14 protein-coding genes are annotated in these 17836 nt (G+C 42.2%); 5 read left to right on the top strand and 9 right to left on the bottom strand.

Translation table 11 applies throughout. From position 1 onward, the window contains the following. The first annotated feature begins 85 nt into the window (after nt 1–85). Nucleotides 86–2287 carry a bifunctional diguanylate cyclase/phosphodiesterase gene (locus PSI06_RS02540; protein WP_273602737.1) on the top strand — a complete coding sequence of 734 codons (2202 nt, stop codon included), beginning with the start codon at nt 86–88 and terminating at the stop codon, nt 2285–2287. 105 nt (nt 2288–2392) lie between these two features. After that, the gene (locus tag PSI06_RS02535; protein WP_138611349.1) at nt 2393–4579 is read left to right on the top strand and encodes a YgiQ family radical SAM protein; all 2187 of its coding nucleotides are present in this window, start codon (nt 2393–2395) and stop codon (nt 4577–4579) included. 86 nt (nt 4580–4665) lie between these two features. Here PSI06_RS02535 and PSI06_RS02530 read toward each other — a convergent pair whose 3' ends face one another. From PSI06_RS02530 to lptD, 7 genes are all read right to left on the bottom strand, one after another. Further along, a complete protein-coding gene (locus tag PSI06_RS02530; RefSeq protein WP_029773294.1) occupies nt 4666–6681 on the bottom strand; it encodes a methyl-accepting chemotaxis protein in 2016 nt (671 codons plus the stop codon). A 112-nt stretch (nt 6682–6793) separates the two neighbouring features. After that, nucleotides 6794–7612 carry a symmetrical bis(5'-nucleosyl)-tetraphosphatase gene (locus tag PSI06_RS02525; RefSeq protein WP_029773295.1) on the bottom strand — a complete coding sequence of 273 codons (819 nt, stop codon included), beginning with the start codon at nt 7610–7612 and terminating at the stop codon, nt 6794–6796. An 11-nt stretch (nt 7613–7623) separates the two neighbouring features. Further along, a complete protein-coding gene (apaG, locus tag PSI06_RS02520) occupies nt 7624–8013 on the bottom strand; it encodes a Co2+/Mg2+ efflux protein ApaG (RefSeq protein WP_029773296.1) in 390 nt (129 codons plus the stop codon). Next, a complete protein-coding gene (rsmA, locus tag PSI06_RS02515; protein ID WP_004585856.1) occupies nt 7997–8803 on the bottom strand; it encodes a 16S rRNA (adenine(1518)-N(6)/adenine(1519)-N(6))-dimethyltransferase RsmA in 807 nt (268 codons plus the stop codon). The genes apaG and rsmA overlap by 17 nt, the downstream gene beginning before the upstream one ends. After that, nucleotides 8800–9792, bottom strand: coding sequence for a 4-hydroxythreonine-4-phosphate dehydrogenase PdxA (gene pdxA, locus PSI06_RS02510; protein WP_029773297.1), 993 nt, complete (start codon nt 9790–9792; stop codon nt 8800–8802). The genes rsmA and pdxA overlap by 4 nt, the downstream gene beginning before the upstream one ends. A 2-nt stretch (nt 9793–9794) precedes the next feature. Beyond that, nucleotides 9795–11090, bottom strand: coding sequence for a peptidylprolyl isomerase SurA (gene surA, locus PSI06_RS02505; RefSeq protein WP_004585858.1), 1296 nt, complete (start codon nt 11088–11090; stop codon nt 9795–9797). A gap of 92 nt (nt 11091–11182) precedes the next feature. Beyond that, entirely contained in the window at nt 11183–13435 is a 2253-nt protein-coding gene (lptD, locus tag PSI06_RS02500; RefSeq protein ID WP_029773298.1) for an LPS assembly protein LptD, read from the bottom strand. A 101-nt stretch (nt 13436–13536) separates the two neighbouring features. On the opposite strand from lptD, the gene PSI06_RS02495 reads away from it, so the two are divergent. From PSI06_RS02495 to djlA, 3 genes are read left to right on the top strand one after another with little or no spacing between them, the layout of a single operon-like run. Further along, nucleotides 13537–14538: an aminoglycoside phosphotransferase family protein gene (locus PSI06_RS02495; RefSeq protein WP_029773299.1), complete on the top strand. Its 1002-nt coding sequence runs from the start codon at nt 13537–13539 to the stop codon at nt 14536–14538. Continuing rightward, nucleotides 14535–15197: an N-acetylmuramate alpha-1-phosphate uridylyltransferase MurU gene (murU, locus tag PSI06_RS02490; RefSeq protein ID WP_273602736.1), complete on the top strand. Its 663-nt coding sequence runs from the start codon at nt 14535–14537 to the stop codon at nt 15195–15197. Before PSI06_RS02495 ends, murU begins: the two co-directional genes overlap by 4 nt. A 17-nt stretch (nt 15198–15214) precedes the next feature. Continuing rightward, nucleotides 15215–16075 carry a co-chaperone DjlA gene (djlA, locus tag PSI06_RS02485; protein WP_029773301.1) on the top strand — a complete coding sequence of 287 codons (861 nt, stop codon included), beginning with the start codon at nt 15215–15217 and terminating at the stop codon, nt 16073–16075. On the opposite strand, the gene PSI06_RS02480 is transcribed toward djlA, so the two are convergent. Then, nucleotides 16058–17014, bottom strand: a complete 957-nt coding sequence (locus PSI06_RS02480) for a DUF3530 family protein (protein WP_273602735.1) — start codon at nt 17012–17014, stop codon at nt 16058–16060. The genes djlA and PSI06_RS02480 overlap by 18 nt on opposite strands. Nucleotides 17015–17095: 81 nt before the next feature. Continuing rightward, on the bottom strand, nt 17096–17749 hold the full coding sequence (gene rluA / locus PSI06_RS02475) for a bifunctional tRNA pseudouridine(32) synthase/23S rRNA pseudouridine(746) synthase RluA (RefSeq protein ID WP_273602734.1): 654 nt from the start codon (nt 17747–17749) through the stop codon (nt 17096–17098). Nucleotides 17750–17836 lie beyond the last annotated feature (87 nt).

Genomic DNA, 17836 nt, shown 5'->3' with positions numbered 1-17836 from the left:
TATGAATTAGCCTATAAACCAAAAATATATTTTTAGCACATAGGTATGAGCTTATATAAGTATTAAAACTGATAAAGGGTAGATAATGTCGTCAGAGCAAAGCGATTTTTTATTTTTAGCGCCAGACAACGAAGAAGAAATAACCCAAGAATTATCTGATTTTTGGGATGTTTTGATCGTTGATGACGATCCTGAAATACATTCAGTGACTAAGCTTGCATTGTCGGGCGTAGAGTTTTGGGGGGCAGGGCTGCGTTTTCACGATGCGTACTCTGGCAGCGAAGCCATCGAAATACTCAAAAACAATAATACAATATCCGTTATTTTTTTAGATGTAGTGATGGAATCTGATGATGCGGGTTTGCAAGTTGTAAAGCGCGTACGCGAAGAGCTTAACAACCAGCATGTGCGAATTATTTTACGTACCGGCCAAGCGGGCAACACCCCAGAAGAAAAAGTAATTCGCGAATATGACATTAACGATTATAAAACAAAAACAGAGTTAACTCGTTCTAAATTAGTAACTTCTTTAATTACCGCTATTCGCTCGTACGAGCAAGTGTGCCAACTTGAGTATCAAAGTGATGCAATGAACACCATTGTTTCGGCTTCAAAGTCTATTTTAGGGCTTACCGATATTAAAGTGTTGTGCAAAGAGATTATTAAACACTTGGGCATTATTTTAGAGTGTCAGCAAGTTGGGTTGGTATGCAGTAAGCTAGATGGCGATAACTTTATTCAAGTATTGGGTGGCAGTGGCCATTATGAGAGCTACTTTGGTGAAAAGCTTGTTAATGTTGATAGCATTGCGCTTGAGCAAGTAGAGCAGTGTTTTGAGTCGGCTCAGCATTGCCAAACTGATTCGAGCGTAACTTTTATTGTTAAAAGTAAGCACCGCCAGGCTGCTATTTATTTAGAGTGCGAGCATAAACCGAGTGATGCGCAGCTGCAATTTGCAGAGATTTTTCTTACTAATGTGAGTGTAGCCCTTGATAACGTAAGGCTGTTTGTAAAACTAAGAGATGCGGCCTACAAAGACGTACTAACCGGTATTTCTAATCGTACTAATTTTATTGAGCGGGTGGTGCGTTATCAAAAACCACATGTTAATGACTACGTTTTTGTATTAATTGATGTGATTGGTTTTGCAGATATTAACAATGGCTTAGGACAAGAAATTGGCAATCATTTGTTAATCGAGATTGTAAAGCGGCTTAAAGATGCTTACCCAGACGCAAAGTTATTGTCGCGTATTGGCGCAGATGTATTTGCCTTTATTATTAGCCAAACGGAGTTTGACCTTGAACAATTTAACGACGTGCTAAGTGTGCCTTTTAGTGCTGGCGAGCATATTTTGCCTGTCGATTTTAGAATTGGTTTATGTCAGCAGCAAGACTTTCAAAGTACTGGGTTAGATACACTCAAAGTTGCCTATATTGCATTAAACCAAGCTAAAAAGCTTAGATGCAAAGAGGGTATTTACTACGATATTGATATGCAAGACAAAATGGCTTGGCGCTTAGGTATCATTAGGCAGTTACGTCATGACTTTGCTCGGCAAAAGCTCCAAGTGTGGTATCAACCTCAGCTTTCACTTGATAATTTATCTTTGATTGGCTGTGAAGCATTGCTGCGCTGGCCATCAGAAGATGGCTCGTTTATATCTCCCGCGGTGTTTGTGCCTTTAGCAGAGCATGCCGGTTTAATTGTTGATATTGGCCAATGGGTTTTAGAACAAGCTTGCCAACAGCAAAAACGCTTAGAGGCACTCGGTGAAGAAATTTGCATTGCTGTAAATGTATCTGTGCCGCAATTTAAGGTTAAAGGCTACGCTACAACAGTAAAAAACACCTTACAAAAGTACGATGTTAAACCCTGTAATATAGAGTTAGAAGTGACTGAAAGCGTGGTAATGGATGAATTAGAAACCGTGATCAATACCCTAAAAGAGTTAAAAGAATTAGGCGTAGAAGTGGCGATTGATGATTTTGGAACGGGCTTTTCTTCGTTAAGTTACTTACAAAGTTTACCGCTTGACAGGCTTAAAATAGACCGCGCATTTGTAAAAGATTTACCCGATAACGACACCGGTGCTATTGCTGCTTTGGTGGTGTCGCTTGGTGCTAAACTAGGACTAAAAACAATTGCTGAAGGTGTAGAAACACAGCAGCAGGCAGAGTTTTTGAAAAACTTAGGGTGTGATGAAGTACAAGGTTTTATGTACGCTAAGCCAATGCCTGAGCACGAACTTTTAGAGTTTATTAAAGAGCGAAGTAAAAAAACTTAATATAAACAGACTTTACAGTAGGCGCGATATCTCTAGGTAATGTTGTATAAATAAGCAATGTATTAGGATATAATTCGCGCCTTTTGTTATTCTACGGCCAAAACTATGAGCTCCCTTAAAGCTGAACGCGCGCTATTTTCATACCCCAAATATTGGGCAGAATGTTATGGCACCGCCCCATTTTTACCTACCACTCGCGAAGAAATGGACGCTCTTGGCTGGGATAGCTGCGACATTATAATTATTAGCGGCGATGCCTATGTTGATCACCCTAGTTTTGGTATGGCGGTTATTGGCCGTGTACTTGAAGCGCAAGGCTTTAGAGTAGGTATAATTGCTCAGCCAGATTGGCAATCAAAAGATGCCTTTATGGGGCTTGGTAAACCAAACTTATTTTTTGGTGTAACAGCCGGCAACATGGATTCGATGATCAACCGCTACACGGCAGAAAAACGAATGCGCCATGACGATGCCTATACACCAGGTAATGTGGGCGGCAAGCGCCCTGACCGTGCGGTGATGATTTACTCTCAGCGCTTACGCGAAGCCTACAAAGGTGTGCCTATTGTTATTGGTGGTATTGAAGCAAGCTTGCGCCGTATTGCTCATTACGACTACTGGCAAGAAAAAGTACGCCGTAGTATTTTATTTGATGCCAAAGCCGACATCCTTATTTATGGTAATGCAGAGCGCCCGCTGGTGGAAGTAGCCCATCGTATAGCCGCTGGCGAAACTATGGATACAATTCAGGATATTCGTGGTACAGCGGTTATTCGTAAAGAGCCAATACCGGGCTGGCGCGGAAGTGATTCAACAGCGATTGATAAAATTGGCAAAATTGACCCTATCCCAAACCCCTATGGGGCTGATGATGTTGGGTGTAGTAAATCAGAGTTTAAGCAAGCCGGTATTGATTTAAAAGCAGAGGCCGCTAAGCCTATAACTATTCAGCCTGCGCGTCCTAAACCGTGGGAAAAAACATACGTTAAACTGCCTGCATTTGAGCAAGTAAGTGTTAATAAACCGCTTTATGCCCATGCTTCGCGCATTTTGCACCAAGAGACCAACCCAGGTTGTGCTCGTGCGTTATTTCAGCGCCATGGCGATCGCTCTATTTGGGTTAACCCGCCGGCATTTCCGCTCGAAACCCATGAGATGGATGATGTATTTGGTTTGCCTTATCAGCGTATACCGCACCCAAGTTATGGTGATGCAAAAATACCAGCCTACGATATGATTAAAACGTCGGTTAATATTATGCGTGGCTGTTTTGGTGGCTGTTCGTTCTGCTCTATTACCGAGCATGAAGGACGTATTATTCAAAGTCGCTCGCAAGAGTCGATTATTGATGAAATAGAACAAATTAGAGATAAAGTACCTGGTTTTACCGGTGTTATCTCTGATTTAGGTGGCCCAACGGCCAACATGTATAAATTGCGCTGTACGAGCAAAAAAGCAGAAAGTACCTGTAGACGACTTTCATGTGTTTATCCTGATATATGTAAGCACATGGATACAGACCATACACCTACTATCGATTTATACAAAAAAGCCCGTGAAGTGAAAGGCATTAAAAAGATTTTGATCGCCTCAGGCGTTCGTTACGATCTAGCCGTACAAGACCCTCGCTATGTAAAAGAGCTGGTGACACATCATGTGGGTGGCTATTTAAAAATTGCCCCTGAGCACACAGAAGATGGCCCTTTGTCTAAAATGATGAAGCCGGGCATGGGTGCTTACGATCAATTTAAAGAGCTATTTGATAAGTACTCAAAAGAAGCGGGTAAAAAGCAGTATTTAATCCCGTACTTTATTTCAGCGCACCCAGGTACCAAAGACGAAGACATGGTTAACATGGCATTGTGGCTTAAATCTAACGACTTTAAGTTAGACCAAGTACAAAACTTTTACCCGTCGCCTATGGCCAATGCAACCACCATTTACCATACAGAAATGAACTCGTTGCGTAATATTAAAAACAACAAAGAGCAAGTACCCGTGCCAAAAGGAGCGCGCCAACGTCGCTTACACAAAGCCATATTGCGTTATCACGATCCATCTGGTTGGCCAATGATCCGCGATGCACTGCGTAGTATGGGTAAAGCCAATTTAATTGGTAAAGGCCCAAATTGCTTAGTGCCAGAAGAAGGCCGCGATGAAAAAGTACATAAAGGCGCTGGTAAAGGTAAAGGAGGGCGCCCAGCCTTAACTCGCCATACTGGGTTTAGCCAATTTAAAAAGGCTAACACTAAGCCTAAAGTGGGCGGCAATCGCCAGCGTGCTTCTCGCTAAGCGTTAAAACAAGTAAACAAAAAACCCGATACTGAGTAACAGTATCGGGTTTTTTATTGCGTTAATTTACTGCTGTTAGGTGTGCATTACACCTTAAAGTTTTCTACCGATATTCTTAGCTCTTCAGCAAGTTTGGCTACTTCTGAGCTTGAAATGTTTGTTTGATTTGCACCCTCAGCTGTTTGCTCGGCTATGGCTACAATAGATTCTAAACGTTCACTAATTTCTTGTGATACTTGTTGTTGCTCTTGAGCTGCGGTAGAGATTTCTTCACTTACATCGTGTGCTTGCGATACGGCAAGTGTGATTGAGTCTAATGCGCTGCTTGCTAAGTCGCTTTGTTCAACACATGACTCTGCTTGCTGTTTACCTTTATACATTGCTGTTACAGCCGCTTCTGCGCCACTTTGAAGCGATTCAATCATAGATTGTATCTCTTGGGTCGACTCTTGCGTTTTGCTTGCCAGTGAGCGTACTTCATCCGCTACTACTGCAAAACCTCGGCCATATTCACCGGCACGTGCCGCTTCAATTGCAGCGTTAAGTGCTAATAGGTTGGTTTGCTCTGCAATGCCGCGTATTACATCTAAAATACTGCCTATAGATGCGCTGTCTTGATGAAGCTTATTAATAACACCTGATGCATCGTCCACCTCGCGAGCAAGTTGCTCAATAGTGGCTTTATTTTGATGAGATATCCCTTTTACACGTTCAGCTTCTTTATCGGCATTTTTAATTTCGTTAAGTGCCTGTTGTGCGCTGTTGCTTACTGTTTGCGACGTGCTGCTCATTTCGGTTGTGGCTGTTGCTGCTTGCTCTACTTGTGCTTGTTGGTTACGGATAGCTTGGCTTGACTCACCGGTAATGGCCGATGTTTGCTCAGACGCCGCTGCTAGTTGAGTTGAGCGTGAAATAATGCCCTTAATTAAGCTACGTAGGCTATCTATAAGGGTGTTACAGCTTTTTGATAGCTCGCCAAATTCATCTTTTGCAGAGTCATCTAAGCGTTGGGTCATATCACCGCTGGCAACAATATCTAAAATCCGATTAACCTCAGCCAGTGGCTTAGTGATTCTATTAACGGTAAGAATCGCAATTGCGATTGCAATTAACGTTGCGATGATCATGCCTGCCCATGTCCAGAGCGTCGCTGAGTCTACATCCTCGCGAACACCTTCTTGTAATTTGTAAGCTACAGTACTTGCTTGTGTCACTAAATCATCAATTTGCGACAGTGCCATAGTGGTCGCTTGCTCTGATTGGGCAAGTTCTTTTTCGGTAAGTGCGATAGCGTCAATAAGGCGCTGCTTATTGGCCGCTAGGCTATTATTACCGCTAATATTTTCTATCAGCGTATCAACGTATGCTTGTAAATCACTGTATAGGTCGTTGTTATCTTGCTCTATAGCTGGCTTTATTAACGTTAAAGTACGAATTACTTCGTCAAGGTAATAAGCTTGCTCATTTTTTACAATATCTAAGGTGTTTGTCGTCTTAACCGTGAGCATATCGGTACTGTTACTCACCACAGACATAAAGTTGTTTTCTAAGTTATTGGCGGCTTGGTAAGCGCGTGGGTGATTTTGCTCAAAGTTAGTAATATCTGTGATATCAAGCACGACTGAATTGGCATCTTCAGCTGCAATCTCAATTGTTTCAAGCTGTGCTGTGAGGGTTTTATTAAGTGCTAGTTGTTTATCTTTATCAGCTAATAGGTTTTCGACCGTACCTAAAAAGCTTAAGTAGGTTTTTTCTACAGCTTGGCTTTTTTGACTCAGTGATGCATCGTTTTTTACAACACGTTGAAGGTCGGCGTGCAGCGAGTTGAATTTGTCTTTTTGCTCAAGTACTTTTTGTTTTATAGGGGTGAGCTGTGCGCTTGAGGTGGTATAAAAACTAGCTTGGGCTGCTTTACTCATTAAAATAAATTCAGCTTGTAGTTCTGAGCTTTTATTAAGCGCGGGCAGTGATAACTGGTTTACCTGCTGGGTAGAGCGGTCAATGCTCGCAATTTTTATTAAAGAGTTACCACCAATGATTATGAGTAATAAGGTGATAAATATAAAACCACACCAAATTCGTTGGCTTACTGTCAGATTCATATGGATTTCCAATTAAAGTACTTCAATCACATCTTATCGGCTTTTTAACCAATAAGTTAAGCAATTAATATCTATTAATTTAAATTTAACATATGTGCTGGGGTTTTACAGTTTATTTAGATAAAAGCGTCGGCTTTTCTACTATTTTTTGCTTAGTTTGCAAGTTCATCATCGTTAAAGCACCGCCCCATACGCATCCGGTATCGAGCGCATGTATGTGATTGAGCTGAGTAACCCCTTCAAGAGCGGCCCAATGGCCAAATATAAGGTTGTTTTCTAATGCTTTTATATTAGGGTGAGTGAACCAGGCTGTTAACGTTTTATTATCGCTAATTGCGCCTTTCGCACTAAGCTCTAACGTGTTGTTGCTGGTTAAAAAGCGCATGCGGGTAAAGTAGTTAACAATGTACCTAAACTTATCAAATTCGTTTAAATCGTCATGCCATATCGCGGGGTGGGGCTGATACATTTTTTCAAAAAAGTGCTTAGCATTAGCCGATTGATAACAACTCTGAGCAAACTGTGCGTGTTTAAGTGCGCTTTCTATAGACCAATTAGGGTTAAGCCCTGCATGCGATATAAAGCTGCGGTGCTGTGCTAAATAAATAGCAAGCGGCTGAGTTTGCAAATAGGCTATATAGTGATGAAGCTTTTTACTATCAAAAATAGCACCGAGTTTATCTTTGGGGTTGATTGGCTTATTAAGATAGTGACAGGCAACCATGTGTAAATCATGATTGCCTAAAGTAACACTCATGCTGTCTTGATGGCGATAAATATAATCTAGGCAGGCCAGAGAGTCCGGCCCACGTGCGACGATATCGCCCACTAAATAAAGGTGATCTTTGCTTGGGTTAAAGTCAACCCGTTTGAGCAAGCGGCTAAACTCTTTAAAGCAGCCTTGTAAATCACCAATTGCGTAATCAGCCATGGCGCTTTTTACTAATGTAAAATGTTAGGGCACGCTAAACGAAATACGCTTATAGGTGCTTCAAACTCAGAGCCAAACTCATTGCGCAGTGTGTAGTGTCCCTGCATGGTGCCAACAGGGGTGTCTAATATTGCGCCACTGGTGTATTTGTAAGTTTCGCCTGGGCCTATAACGGGGGTTTCGCCCACAACGCCTTCGCCCTCTACTTCAACTTCTTTACCATTGGCATCGGTGATCAACCAATAACGGCTTAAAAGTGTAGCGCTGCAAAGACTGTGGTTTTTAATTGTCACTGAGTAGGCAAAAACGTACTTTTCTAGCTCAGGCTGAGATTGCCCTTCAACATAAAAAGTCTCTACAGAGACTTTTACAGGAGAGCTAATATTACTGCTTGTTGTCATAAATCCAATTAGCTATATCAATAAATTGTTGTAACGTTAGGCTTTCAGCACGCAAAGTAATATCAATACCAATGCTGGTAAGCTCATCTGCGGTGAGTAAGTTGCCTAAGCTGTTACGCAATGTTTTACGGCGTTGATTAAAGGCTTCTAAACACACGGTGTTTAAAATTTTCACGCTTTTAGCGGTACGTTGCTCGGCTTTTTTAGGGATCAGACGAATAACCGCAGAGTCTACTTTAGGTGCTGGTTTAAAACATTCTGGCGGTACTTCAACCACGGGCATTGCGTGGCAGTAGTATTGCGTCATCACACTTAAGCGGCCAAAGGTTTTGCTGCCTGGGCCTGCAACCATACGTTTTACTACTTCTTTTTGCAGCATAAAGTGCATGTGCTCAATATGATCAGCAAACTCAAAAAGATGAAACAGTAATGGCGTAGAAATATTGTAAGGCAGGTTACCAAACACTTTTAATTTTTTGTCATCGCGTACAAGGCTTGCAAAGTCAAACTTCATTGCATCGCCTTGGTTTACGTTTAATTTAGGACCTAAAAAAGGGTGCTCAATTAAACGCTGAGCTAAGTCTTTATCTAGCTCAACAACAGTAAGTTGGCCGCTTAAATCGGCAACAGGCTCGGTAATTGCGCCTAAACCTGGGCCAATCTCTACTAGGTTGTCTTGTGGTTTAGGATCGATTGCAGTCACTATTTTATCAATGATAGATTCATCAAATAAAAAGTTTTGCCCAAAACGTTTACGGGCGCGGTGTCCTAAATGTACTTTATCGGTCATTGATTCTGTGCTTTTTCATGGGCGAGCTTAATTGCTTCGCGGATCGCTAATTCAAAACTGCCAACTTCAGCGTCACCGGTGCCTGCTAAATCAAGCGCAGTACCGTGATCAACCGAAGTGCGGATAAATGGTAAACCTAAGGTTATATTTACCGAGTTACCAAATCCCTTGTATTTTAGCACAGGTAAACCCTGATCGTGATACATAGCAAGCACGGCATCGGCTTGAGAGAGGTATTTATCCTGAAATAGGGTATCGGCAGGAAGCGGACCAATTAAATTCATGCCTTGGCTGTTTAAGAGCTCAAGCGTAGGTGAAATTGTTTCTATTTCTTCAGTGCCTAAATGACCGTCTTCGCCGGCATGGGGGTTTAATCCACACACTAAAATTTTTGGTTGCTCAATACCAAACTTAGTTTGTAAGTCGTGGTTTAAAATACTAATAACTTTGGTTAAGCGCTCTTGTGTAATTGCACGCGATACATAAGCCAGTGGTATATGCGTTGTTACTAGGGCAACACGCAAGCCTTCAGTTGCTAGCATCATTACGACATCAGAGGTGCCCGATTGCTGAGCAAAGTACTCCGTGTGGCCACTAAAGGAAATACCGGCTTTATTAATAATCCCTTTGTGAACAGGGCCCGTGACAACGGCATCAAAGGTACCGTCCATATTTTTTTCGCTGGCAATACGTAAGGTATCAAGCACGTATTGGCCGTTTAAGTCGTCTAGTTCACCTAGCTTAACGTCAGTGCCTAAATCTACTTGGTGAATATAAATGCTACCTGCAGGCGCTTTAGCTGCAGGGGCATTTTCATCAAAATCAATTAGCTCAATATTAAGGCCCAAGTGTTGAGCGCGTTCTTTTAATAACTGTTTGTCGGCGATAGCGACCAGTTGAGCTTGCCATGGTTGCTGAGCTAATTGCAGCAGCAAGTCAGGGCCAATCCCCGCAGGTTCACCCGGGGTAATTGCAATTCGTAATGTCATAATTACTCGTCTATAGGGAAAATTTCAACATGGGCTTGTTCGCGCATTTCTTGCTGCCAGTTAAAACTTTCCTCTTTAAATTTACGATTAAACAACATGCCGTGCGCACGGTTACGTTTAGCTAGCTCGGTTTTATCTGCTACACGTTTATCTAAAAGTTGTACTATGTGCCAACCAAATTGTGTTCTAAATGGTTCACTAATTTGATTTTTATCAAGTGATAACAAAGTATCTTTAAACGCCGGTACATACGTTGTAGGGTCAGTCCAATCATACTCACCGCCTTTAAGGGCTGAGCCTGGATCTTCTGAGTATTCTTTAGCAAGCTCAGCAAAGTCTGCTTTTCCTGCGCGTAAATCTTTGGCAAATCCTGCTAGCATGCTACGTGCTTTTTCTTCACTTAAAATAATTGAAGGCTTAATAAGAATATGGCGTGAGCGTACTTCTGTGGTTTCTACTAATTGGCGACCACGTACATCTTGCACCTTAATTATGTGAAAGCCAGCACCCGAGCGAAGCGGGCCAACAATAGCGCCTTTCTTTTGACCTTTTACAGCTTCGGCAAATAACGAAGGCATTTCGTTGATACCCATATAACCGAGTTGTCCGCCTTCAAGCGCTTTTGAGCCACCTGATGATGAAATAGCGATGCGTTTAAACTCTTGGCCATCGTTTAATAGCTCAATAACTTTGTCAGCACGGGTTTTCGCACTGGTGATTTCATCTGCTGTTGCATCGTTAGGAATATCAATAAGGATGTGGCCAATATCATACTCTTCAGAGTTTTGACCTTGGCTTTCCATTATTTTTAACAGGTTATCTACTTCTTGTTGGCTAATATAGATTCGACGATCTACATTGGCACGGGTAACCTGTTGGGTGGTGATTTCTTTACGAATTTCTTCGCGGTAGGCTTGAAAGCTCTCGCCAGCGGCTTCAATGGTACGACGAAGATCGGCAATGCTGCCGCCTTGATCTTTTGCCATATTTGCGAGTGTTTGGTCTAACTGGCTGTCTGAAATTTCAAGGCCCATACGTTCAGCCATTTGCATCATAAGCGTTTGGTTAACTAAACGCTCAACGGCTTGTACGCGAAGCGTTTCGTCTTTAGGAAGTTGTTGGCCTTGCTCTGCGGCTTGCTTTTTAACACGATTAATTATGGTGTCTACTTCACTTTTTAAAATTACGCCTTGGTTTACAACACCAATTACTTTGTCGATTTCCTGTGGGGCGGCAAATGCGCCATGGCATAAGCTTAAGCTTAAAATAGCTGTTGATAATAGTTTTTTTAAATTCATATTCTTTTTACTACTCTTCTAATAGTACTGCTTTAAAACAGGGCGTACTGCATTTTAGGGCTTTAAAGTATCACCTTAATTGCTCGTTTGCCTTAATTATTAAGAAAATACGGTCTACGGTAGCCAAAAATACCTTGTTGTAATAATTTTTGTGCATCGTAACGGCTCTTACTGCCAAGCCCTTTTAATACAAAGTTTAAACTAATACCTGAATCAAAAGTGGCTTGTTGCTGCCCGATAGAATGATTTAAATCGGTTTCAATCTGACGGTGACCAGTAATTTGGATTGCCCAACAGCATGACTCATACTGTAATCCGCTTAAAAATTCGATGCTTCGATTATTTTCAAGGTCCCGGTGGTAGCTTGCAATAAATTGCCACTGATCACTAATTGGGATACTTGTAAATACACCCGTTTGCTCGATTGTATTTCCTGAGACATCATTTGCATAGCGATGGTTCAATTGAACTAGCTCATTATTGTCACCTTTGTAATCGAGGGTGACATTTGACTGGATCATTTGTTTACCATCCGTGTCGTATTGCATACCCGCTGAGAGGTACCAACGGCGGTGCCAATGTAGCATTGTTTGCGCTGCAAAAAGGGCGTTGTAGTTTGTCTCTGAGTCTAAATCTTGCTCGGTAGGTTTAGCCGAGTCATTTAGGTAAAAAATTTGACCCGCGCTAAAGTTAAACACTTCTTCGTGTTTATTATCAAATAAGCGTGTTGTTGCACCTAACGTAAATTGGTTAGCTGCGGCTATACGGTCTACACCCGAAAAGCGCGTATCTCTAAATAGGCCAAAAAAGTCATCCTGTAGGCGAGTGGTGTCAAATAGGCCTATCTCAGATTGATCCTTATTAGGGGTATATAAATACTGTATTTGTGGCTCAAGAGTTTGAATGCCATCTTCAAAAAAGGTCGAGGTGTCACGTTCAAAGTTAAGCTGCGAGTACAAACGTACTTTTGGCAAGGTACGCGAAACGCTATCGCTATATTGAGTGCCCGTTAAATTACCACTTTGCTTGTAGTTAGTTTGCAATAAGCTCACTTCTGAGAGAAACGACCACGCATGCGTTGCGTAGTTAAAGCGCGCTTTTGGCTCTACGTGTACGCGGGTAGCACTGTCGATGGCAATTTCTGAAGATTCGTTGGTAAAGTGGCTTACTTCACCCGACAAACTAAAGTCAAAGTTATCAAAACGCCATGGGGCGGTTTGTGTAAAGCTAATTTGTGGAACCGCGGCATACGACTCTAAGTGATCGCCCAGTACTTCAAAGTTTTGAAATTTAATATCGGTACGCCATGTGTCACCAAGGTGAGTCACAGAGCCGGTACGATAAAGTTGGGTATCGGTTTTATTTGCGTAATTAGAGCTTAAATCGGTGATGTAGTTGTCATCACTGACGTTAGTTACATCAATATTGGCGCGCCAGTCTTCACTTAAATAGCTTTGTTGCTGCCAATGAAACATATAGCGCTCATCAAGGCTAGGCTCCGAATCATCGCTATCTAAGTATTCAATACCGACTAAGCCTTCATGTTGCTCGCTCAGGTATCTAAACTCGGTTTGCAATTGTAAGCCTTTGCGCGACATATAACGTGGTGTAATAGTGGCGTCAAAATTAGGCGCAATATTCCAATAATAAGGCGTAACAGTTTCAAGGCCGTAACGGTCGGAGCTTGAAATGCTTGGTGTTAATAAGCCCGACTTGCGTCGCTCATCCAGCGGAAACGTGAAATAAGGTAAATATAAAACGGGGGTATCAAGAATACGTAAAACGGCGTTATAGGTTTCGCCCCAGCCTTCTTCACGAGAGAGATTAATTTCGTCGGCTTCTATTTCCCACACTGGTGTATCGCTTGGGCAAGTAGTAAAGCTTGCATTCATTAACAATAAGCCAGACTCGTTGACAGTGAGTTTTTCGGCGCCACCTTTACCTTGTTGCGCTGTTAAGCTGTAATCGGCACCTAGTAGGCTTATTTCTGAATTATTTAAATCGGCATTTAAACCTGAGCTGTTTACTTGGCTTACACGGTCTTGATAAGTAATAGGGCCTGTTGCATTAAGTAAACCGCGCTGTTTATCTATAAGCGCAGTTTGTGCGGACAAACTCATATCAAGGGTGTTAATATCAACATTGCCGGTAAATTCAGCGCTTTGTGTGCCTAGGAGCTCTACATCGTCAGCTTGTATATCAACCGATCCTACCGCTAAATTTGGTAGAGGTTGCCAAGCTCTGGTTTGCATTGAAATGCCACATAAATTGTGTGCCAGTTCAGTTTCGGCAAGCGATGGTGCGCTAATTACGCCTAGCATCAATATGCCCCAGGTTTTGCTCATTTATCGACCTTAATGCTCTTTGGTTTATTATAAGCTAGACATAATAAAGGAAAACAATGGCAAATACAGTAATTGACCTATAAAAATAGACATCTTATATAATGACACGCTTTGATAATTTACAACTATTTATAAATACGTACTTTGATGCTAAACTACACTCCTTAGTAGCCATTACTGGGGATGCCAGCTTTCGCCGTTATTACCGTTTAAGCTGTGCCGGAAAAGCGTTTATTGTGATGGACTCCGACCCACAAAAAGTAAATAACGCTCCGTATATCTCTCTTAATAAAGTATTCACCGACAACGGCTTTTTATTGCCTGAAATAATTGCAAGCGATGAAGAACAAGGCTTTTTTGTGTTAAGTGACTTAGGAAATACACACTTAGCCGATAAGCTCGATGAGCCAAATAGAGATGAATATTACAAGCAATTAATCCGTTTAGCGGCAAGCTGGGCCAAAACCCCTGAATCAGCAGCTATGCAAAATTATAATAAAGAATTTATTCATCTTGAGCTGAATATTTTTAGCCAATGGCTGGTTACTGATTTTATTGGCTTAAAATTGAGTACTGAGCAACAAACGCTTTGGCAGCAAAGCTGTGAGCTATTAACGAACGCTATGCTAGCGCAGCCTACGGTCACGGTTCATCGTGATTATCACAGCCGTAATATTATGTATAGCAATGAGCAGTGGGCAATTATAGATTACCAAGATGCCGTGCGCGGGCCGCTGTGTTATGACTTAGTGTCGCTGCTACGTGATTGCTACTTTAAGTTGCCACAAGCACAGCTTAATCAGCTGCTTGAGTACGGCTATGAAGAATTTACAGCGCAAAAATTAATAACAGATACTTCTTTTGAGCAGTTTAAACAGTGGTTTGATTTAACGGGTATTCAGCGCCATTTAAAGGCAGCGGGAATATTTTGCCGGCTCTATTTACGCGATGGTAAAACCGGCTACCTTGATAATATTTTACCGACGTTGGATTACATTGTTGATGTTGCTAAAACCTATCCAGAGCTTGCAGCCTTAAGTGAGTGGGTAAGTAGCGCTGTAATACCGCAGGTAACACTAAAATTAGCTAAGGAGCGCACATGAAAGCCATGATTTTAGCAGCCGGGCGCGGCCAGCGAATGATGCCGCTTACACAAGCTATGCCTAAACCTATGCTAAAAGTGGCGGGTAAACCGCTGATTGAGCACCATATTAATAACCTTAAAGCCGCTGGCATTACTAACATTGTTATAAACCTAGCTTGGCAAGGGGATAAAATAAAAAGCTATTTTAAAAATGGTGCTGAGTTTGGTGTGCGCATTGTATATAGCCAAGAGGCTGAGGGCGGCCTTGAAACCGCAGGCGGAATTATTCAGGCGCTGCCATTACTAGGTGAGCAATTTATTGTAATTAATGGCGATGTATACACAGATTACGATGTGAATGCGCTTACACAATTGCACCTGCAAGACGGCGAGGCCCACATAGTGTTAGTAGAAAATCCACCGCATAACGAAAAAGGGGATTTTGCGTTAAGTCACTTATCGGCTGAGAGTCAAAAGTATACATTTTCGGGAATTAGCCGTTACCACGCTAATTTTTTTAAAGGTTTAGAGCCTGGCATACGCCCGCTTGGGCCAATATTGCGAGAAAAGCTCGCCCAACAAGTTATCTCAACTGAGCTTTATATTGGTCAGTGGGACGATATCGGCACACCACAGCGACTCGCGCAGCTCAACGAGCGCATACAAAACATACTTTAATAGAGGCAGTTAATTAGATGTGGGGAAAAATACTCGGTTTTTGTTTTGGCTTTATGTTTGGCAAAATTTTTGGTGCCATTTTAGGTTTATACCTCGGCCATTTATTTGATAAAAGCTTAAAAAACGATTTTGATAAAGCCGGCGGCTTTTCAGGTTTGTTTAAAGGTGATGATGTAAACGAGCGCCAAGCGTTGTTTTTTTCGAGCTGCTTTGCGGTTATGGGGCATATTGCAAAGTCGAACGGTCGCGTAAGCGAGGTGCATATAAAAGCGGCAAGTATGTTTATGGATGAAATGGGGCTAAAGGGCGATGAGCGCCGCGAAGCTCAGCATGCATTTCAATCAGGTAAAGACAGCGACTTTTCGATTAAAGAAACAGTACACGACTTTAAAGAACGCTTTGCAAAACGTTACGACTTACTGCAACTGTTTTTAGAAATTCAAATTCAAATGGCGTTTTCTGATGGCGTGCTCGCAGAGCAAGAAAAACAGCTGTTACAAGAGGTAAGTAAGCAATTAGGTATTTCTAAAACTCATTTTGCTTTTATTCTTAAGCGTTACCAAGCTGAATTTAGTTTTAGACAGCAGCAGCAACAGTATAGACAACAGCAGCAAGGTCAAAGTAGCAGTTACCGTGAAGGCTCTGGTCATCATGTGCCCCCTAATAACAGCATGAACCGCTCACAGGCCTTGGCTTTATTAGGGTTAAGTAGTGACGCGACGCAACGAGATATTAAAGTAGCGTATCGTAAATTAATGGCGCAGCATCACCCTGATAAATTAGTATCTCAAGGGCTGCCTAAACACATGATGGAAGTAGCAGTTAAAAAAAGCCAAGATATTCAAGCGGCTTACGAGTATTTAAAAAAGGCGGCGTAAAAAACCGTCTATCACTTTAGTTAACCGTGCATGCTGCTCTGGCGCATGGCGCAGGCCAAAGAGTTGGCGCTGGCGGTAATCAAATTTAGCATTTCGATTTACCCAGCGCTGGCGGTTTTTAAGGCTCATAAGTATATCGGTATTGTCATTTGCATAGTAAATATCAAGCAAGGCGGGGGTCACCAGCGATGTGGTTTGCGCTAAACCTTTATTGCGCTGTGTATTAGGTAAATAACTACTTAAGCTTATAAACGCATCTATTCGCGAGTCTGGAAAATCTGCATAGTATTCTAGGAGTACCCCCGCACTGGTACCTTGTGCTATGACGACAATATTATTTGGCTCGCTCATCGCGTTTTGATAGAGCGCCTCATAACGCATTATTAAATTAGTTTTATAATGACTTAGTACCTCGTTACTCACCAAATCAATGGCATTAACAAAGTGTGGCTCTTGAGCCGTTGTAACAGCACCGTCGCTGTTACTTTGCGCCGTTTTTGTTGGCTCTTCATTTTGCGCTTGCGTACTTGATTGCGTGCTTGATTGGGTATCTGCTTGTGAAGCCATGTTACTTGCTTGCCAATCTATATCGGGTACTGTCATGGCATAGGTTGTGTAACCTAAATTAGTAAGCTCTTTTCGCAGGTAACTCATGCCAGCATTGCTAGTGGGGGTAGAATTCCAATCGGGGATGAGTAATACAATACCTCTAAAATCGCGGCTCATGTATTCGCTATACAAACTTAAAAATTCTGTATCACCAGCAAGTATGGGTTTAACTTCATCATTGGGTAGTAGACGTTTTATATCGCTATTTTCGATACTTGATAAAGAAGGTGGGGCTATATGCTCTGCAGCACTGGCGTATGCGCTTAAGCATAACGCAGAGCAACAACATACACTTTGTAGCGTTTTTTTGATTAGCTGCGCAGATATCATAGTAAGCCCAAAACGTGAGTAATAACTAAGTATCGGCGCGCTAAGGTAAAAGTTTAGTACTAACTTTGTGGGCTTTACCTATTAAAAGTCGGGCTCTACCTCAAAGGTCAGTACTTGCTCGGTCACGGGGTGTTTTAGTTGCAACATTTGCGCATGTAGTTGTAAACGTGGTGCCGCGGCTAGGGCCTCTTTATGGGCATAAAGTCTATCGCCCAGTATTGGGTGGCCAAGGCTTAGCATGTGCACGCGTAATTGGTGCGAGCGCCCCGTAATTGGCGTGAGCTCTACACGTGTTGCGCCCTCTTCTCGTGTAAGTATTTTAAAGTGGGTTAGCGAGGGCTTACCGTTTTCATAATCAACCATTTGCTTAGGGCGATTAGGCCAATCACAGATAAGTGGCAAATCAACCGATCCGGTATCTTGCTCAAGTTGGCCGTAAACACGTGCAATATAGCGTTTTGCAGTTTCACGTTCTTGAAACTGCATACTTAAATGCCTATGAGCTGCCTTATTCATAGCAAGGCAAAGTATGCCCGAGGTTGCCATATCTAGGCGGTGCACTATTTTAGCTGTAGGAAAAACACGGTTAACGCGATTAATTAAGCTATCGGCATGTTTTGGATCTTTACCTGGGACGGTTAAAAGTTCGCTGGGTTTATTAACGATGAGCAAGTCGTCATCTTGGTGCAGTATTGTTAAATACGGACTCATTGGGGGATTGTAATTAACTAACACGGCCGACCTCAGTAATTTTGCAGGGCGCTATTTTAGGGGAGCGAGAGCAAAGGCTCAAGGAAAAGATAAAAGTTTAATTGCGTATTT

Origin of the sequence: Pseudoalteromonas sp. GABNS16E (assembly GCF_028598715.1) — a bacterium.
In the GTDB taxonomy this organism is placed as follows: Bacteria; Pseudomonadota; Gammaproteobacteria; order Enterobacterales; family Alteromonadaceae; genus Pseudoalteromonas; species Pseudoalteromonas atlantica.
Note: the sequence above shows the minus strand (reverse complement) of the source record. Positions and strands in the feature narration are given on the sequence as shown.

What these genes read in the sequence shown, in the direction of transcription:
- PSI06_RS02540 (WP_273602737.1), top strand. Translation starts at nt 86, where the DNA reads ATGTCGTCAGAGCAAAGCGATTTTTTATTTTTAGCGCCAGACAACGAA.
- PSI06_RS02535 (WP_138611349.1), top strand. Translation starts at nt 2,393, where the DNA reads ATGAGCTCCCTTAAAGCTGAACGCGCGCTATTTTCATACCCCAAATAT.
- PSI06_RS02530 (WP_029773294.1), bottom strand. Translation starts at nt 6,681, where the DNA reads ATGAATCTGACAGTAAGCCAACGAATTTGGTGTGGTTTTATATTTATC.
- PSI06_RS02525 (WP_029773295.1), bottom strand. Translation starts at nt 7,612, where the DNA reads ATGGCTGATTACGCAATTGGTGATTTACAAGGCTGCTTTAAAGAGTTT.
- apaG (WP_029773296.1), bottom strand. Translation starts at nt 8,013, where the DNA reads ATGACAACAAGCAGTAATATTAGCTCTCCTGTAAAAGTCTCTGTAGAG.
- rsmA (WP_004585856.1), bottom strand. Translation starts at nt 8,803, where the DNA reads ATGACCGATAAAGTACATTTAGGACACCGCGCCCGTAAACGTTTTGGG.
- pdxA (WP_029773297.1), bottom strand. Translation starts at nt 9,792, where the DNA reads ATGACATTACGAATTGCAATTACCCCGGGTGAACCTGCGGGGATTGGC.
- surA (WP_004585858.1), bottom strand. Translation starts at nt 11,090, where the DNA reads ATGAATTTAAAAAAACTATTATCAACAGCTATTTTAAGCTTAAGCTTA.
- lptD (WP_029773298.1), bottom strand. Translation starts at nt 13,435, where the DNA reads ATGAGCAAAACCTGGGGCATATTGATGCTAGGCGTAATTAGCGCACCA.
- PSI06_RS02495 (WP_029773299.1), top strand. Translation starts at nt 13,537, where the DNA reads ATGACACGCTTTGATAATTTACAACTATTTATAAATACGTACTTTGAT.
- murU (WP_273602736.1), top strand. Translation starts at nt 14,535, where the DNA reads ATGAAAGCCATGATTTTAGCAGCCGGGCGCGGCCAGCGAATGATGCCG.
- djlA (WP_029773301.1), top strand. Translation starts at nt 15,215, where the DNA reads ATGTGGGGAAAAATACTCGGTTTTTGTTTTGGCTTTATGTTTGGCAAA.
- PSI06_RS02480 (WP_273602735.1), bottom strand. Translation starts at nt 17,014, where the DNA reads ATGATATCTGCGCAGCTAATCAAAAAAACGCTACAAAGTGTATGTTGT.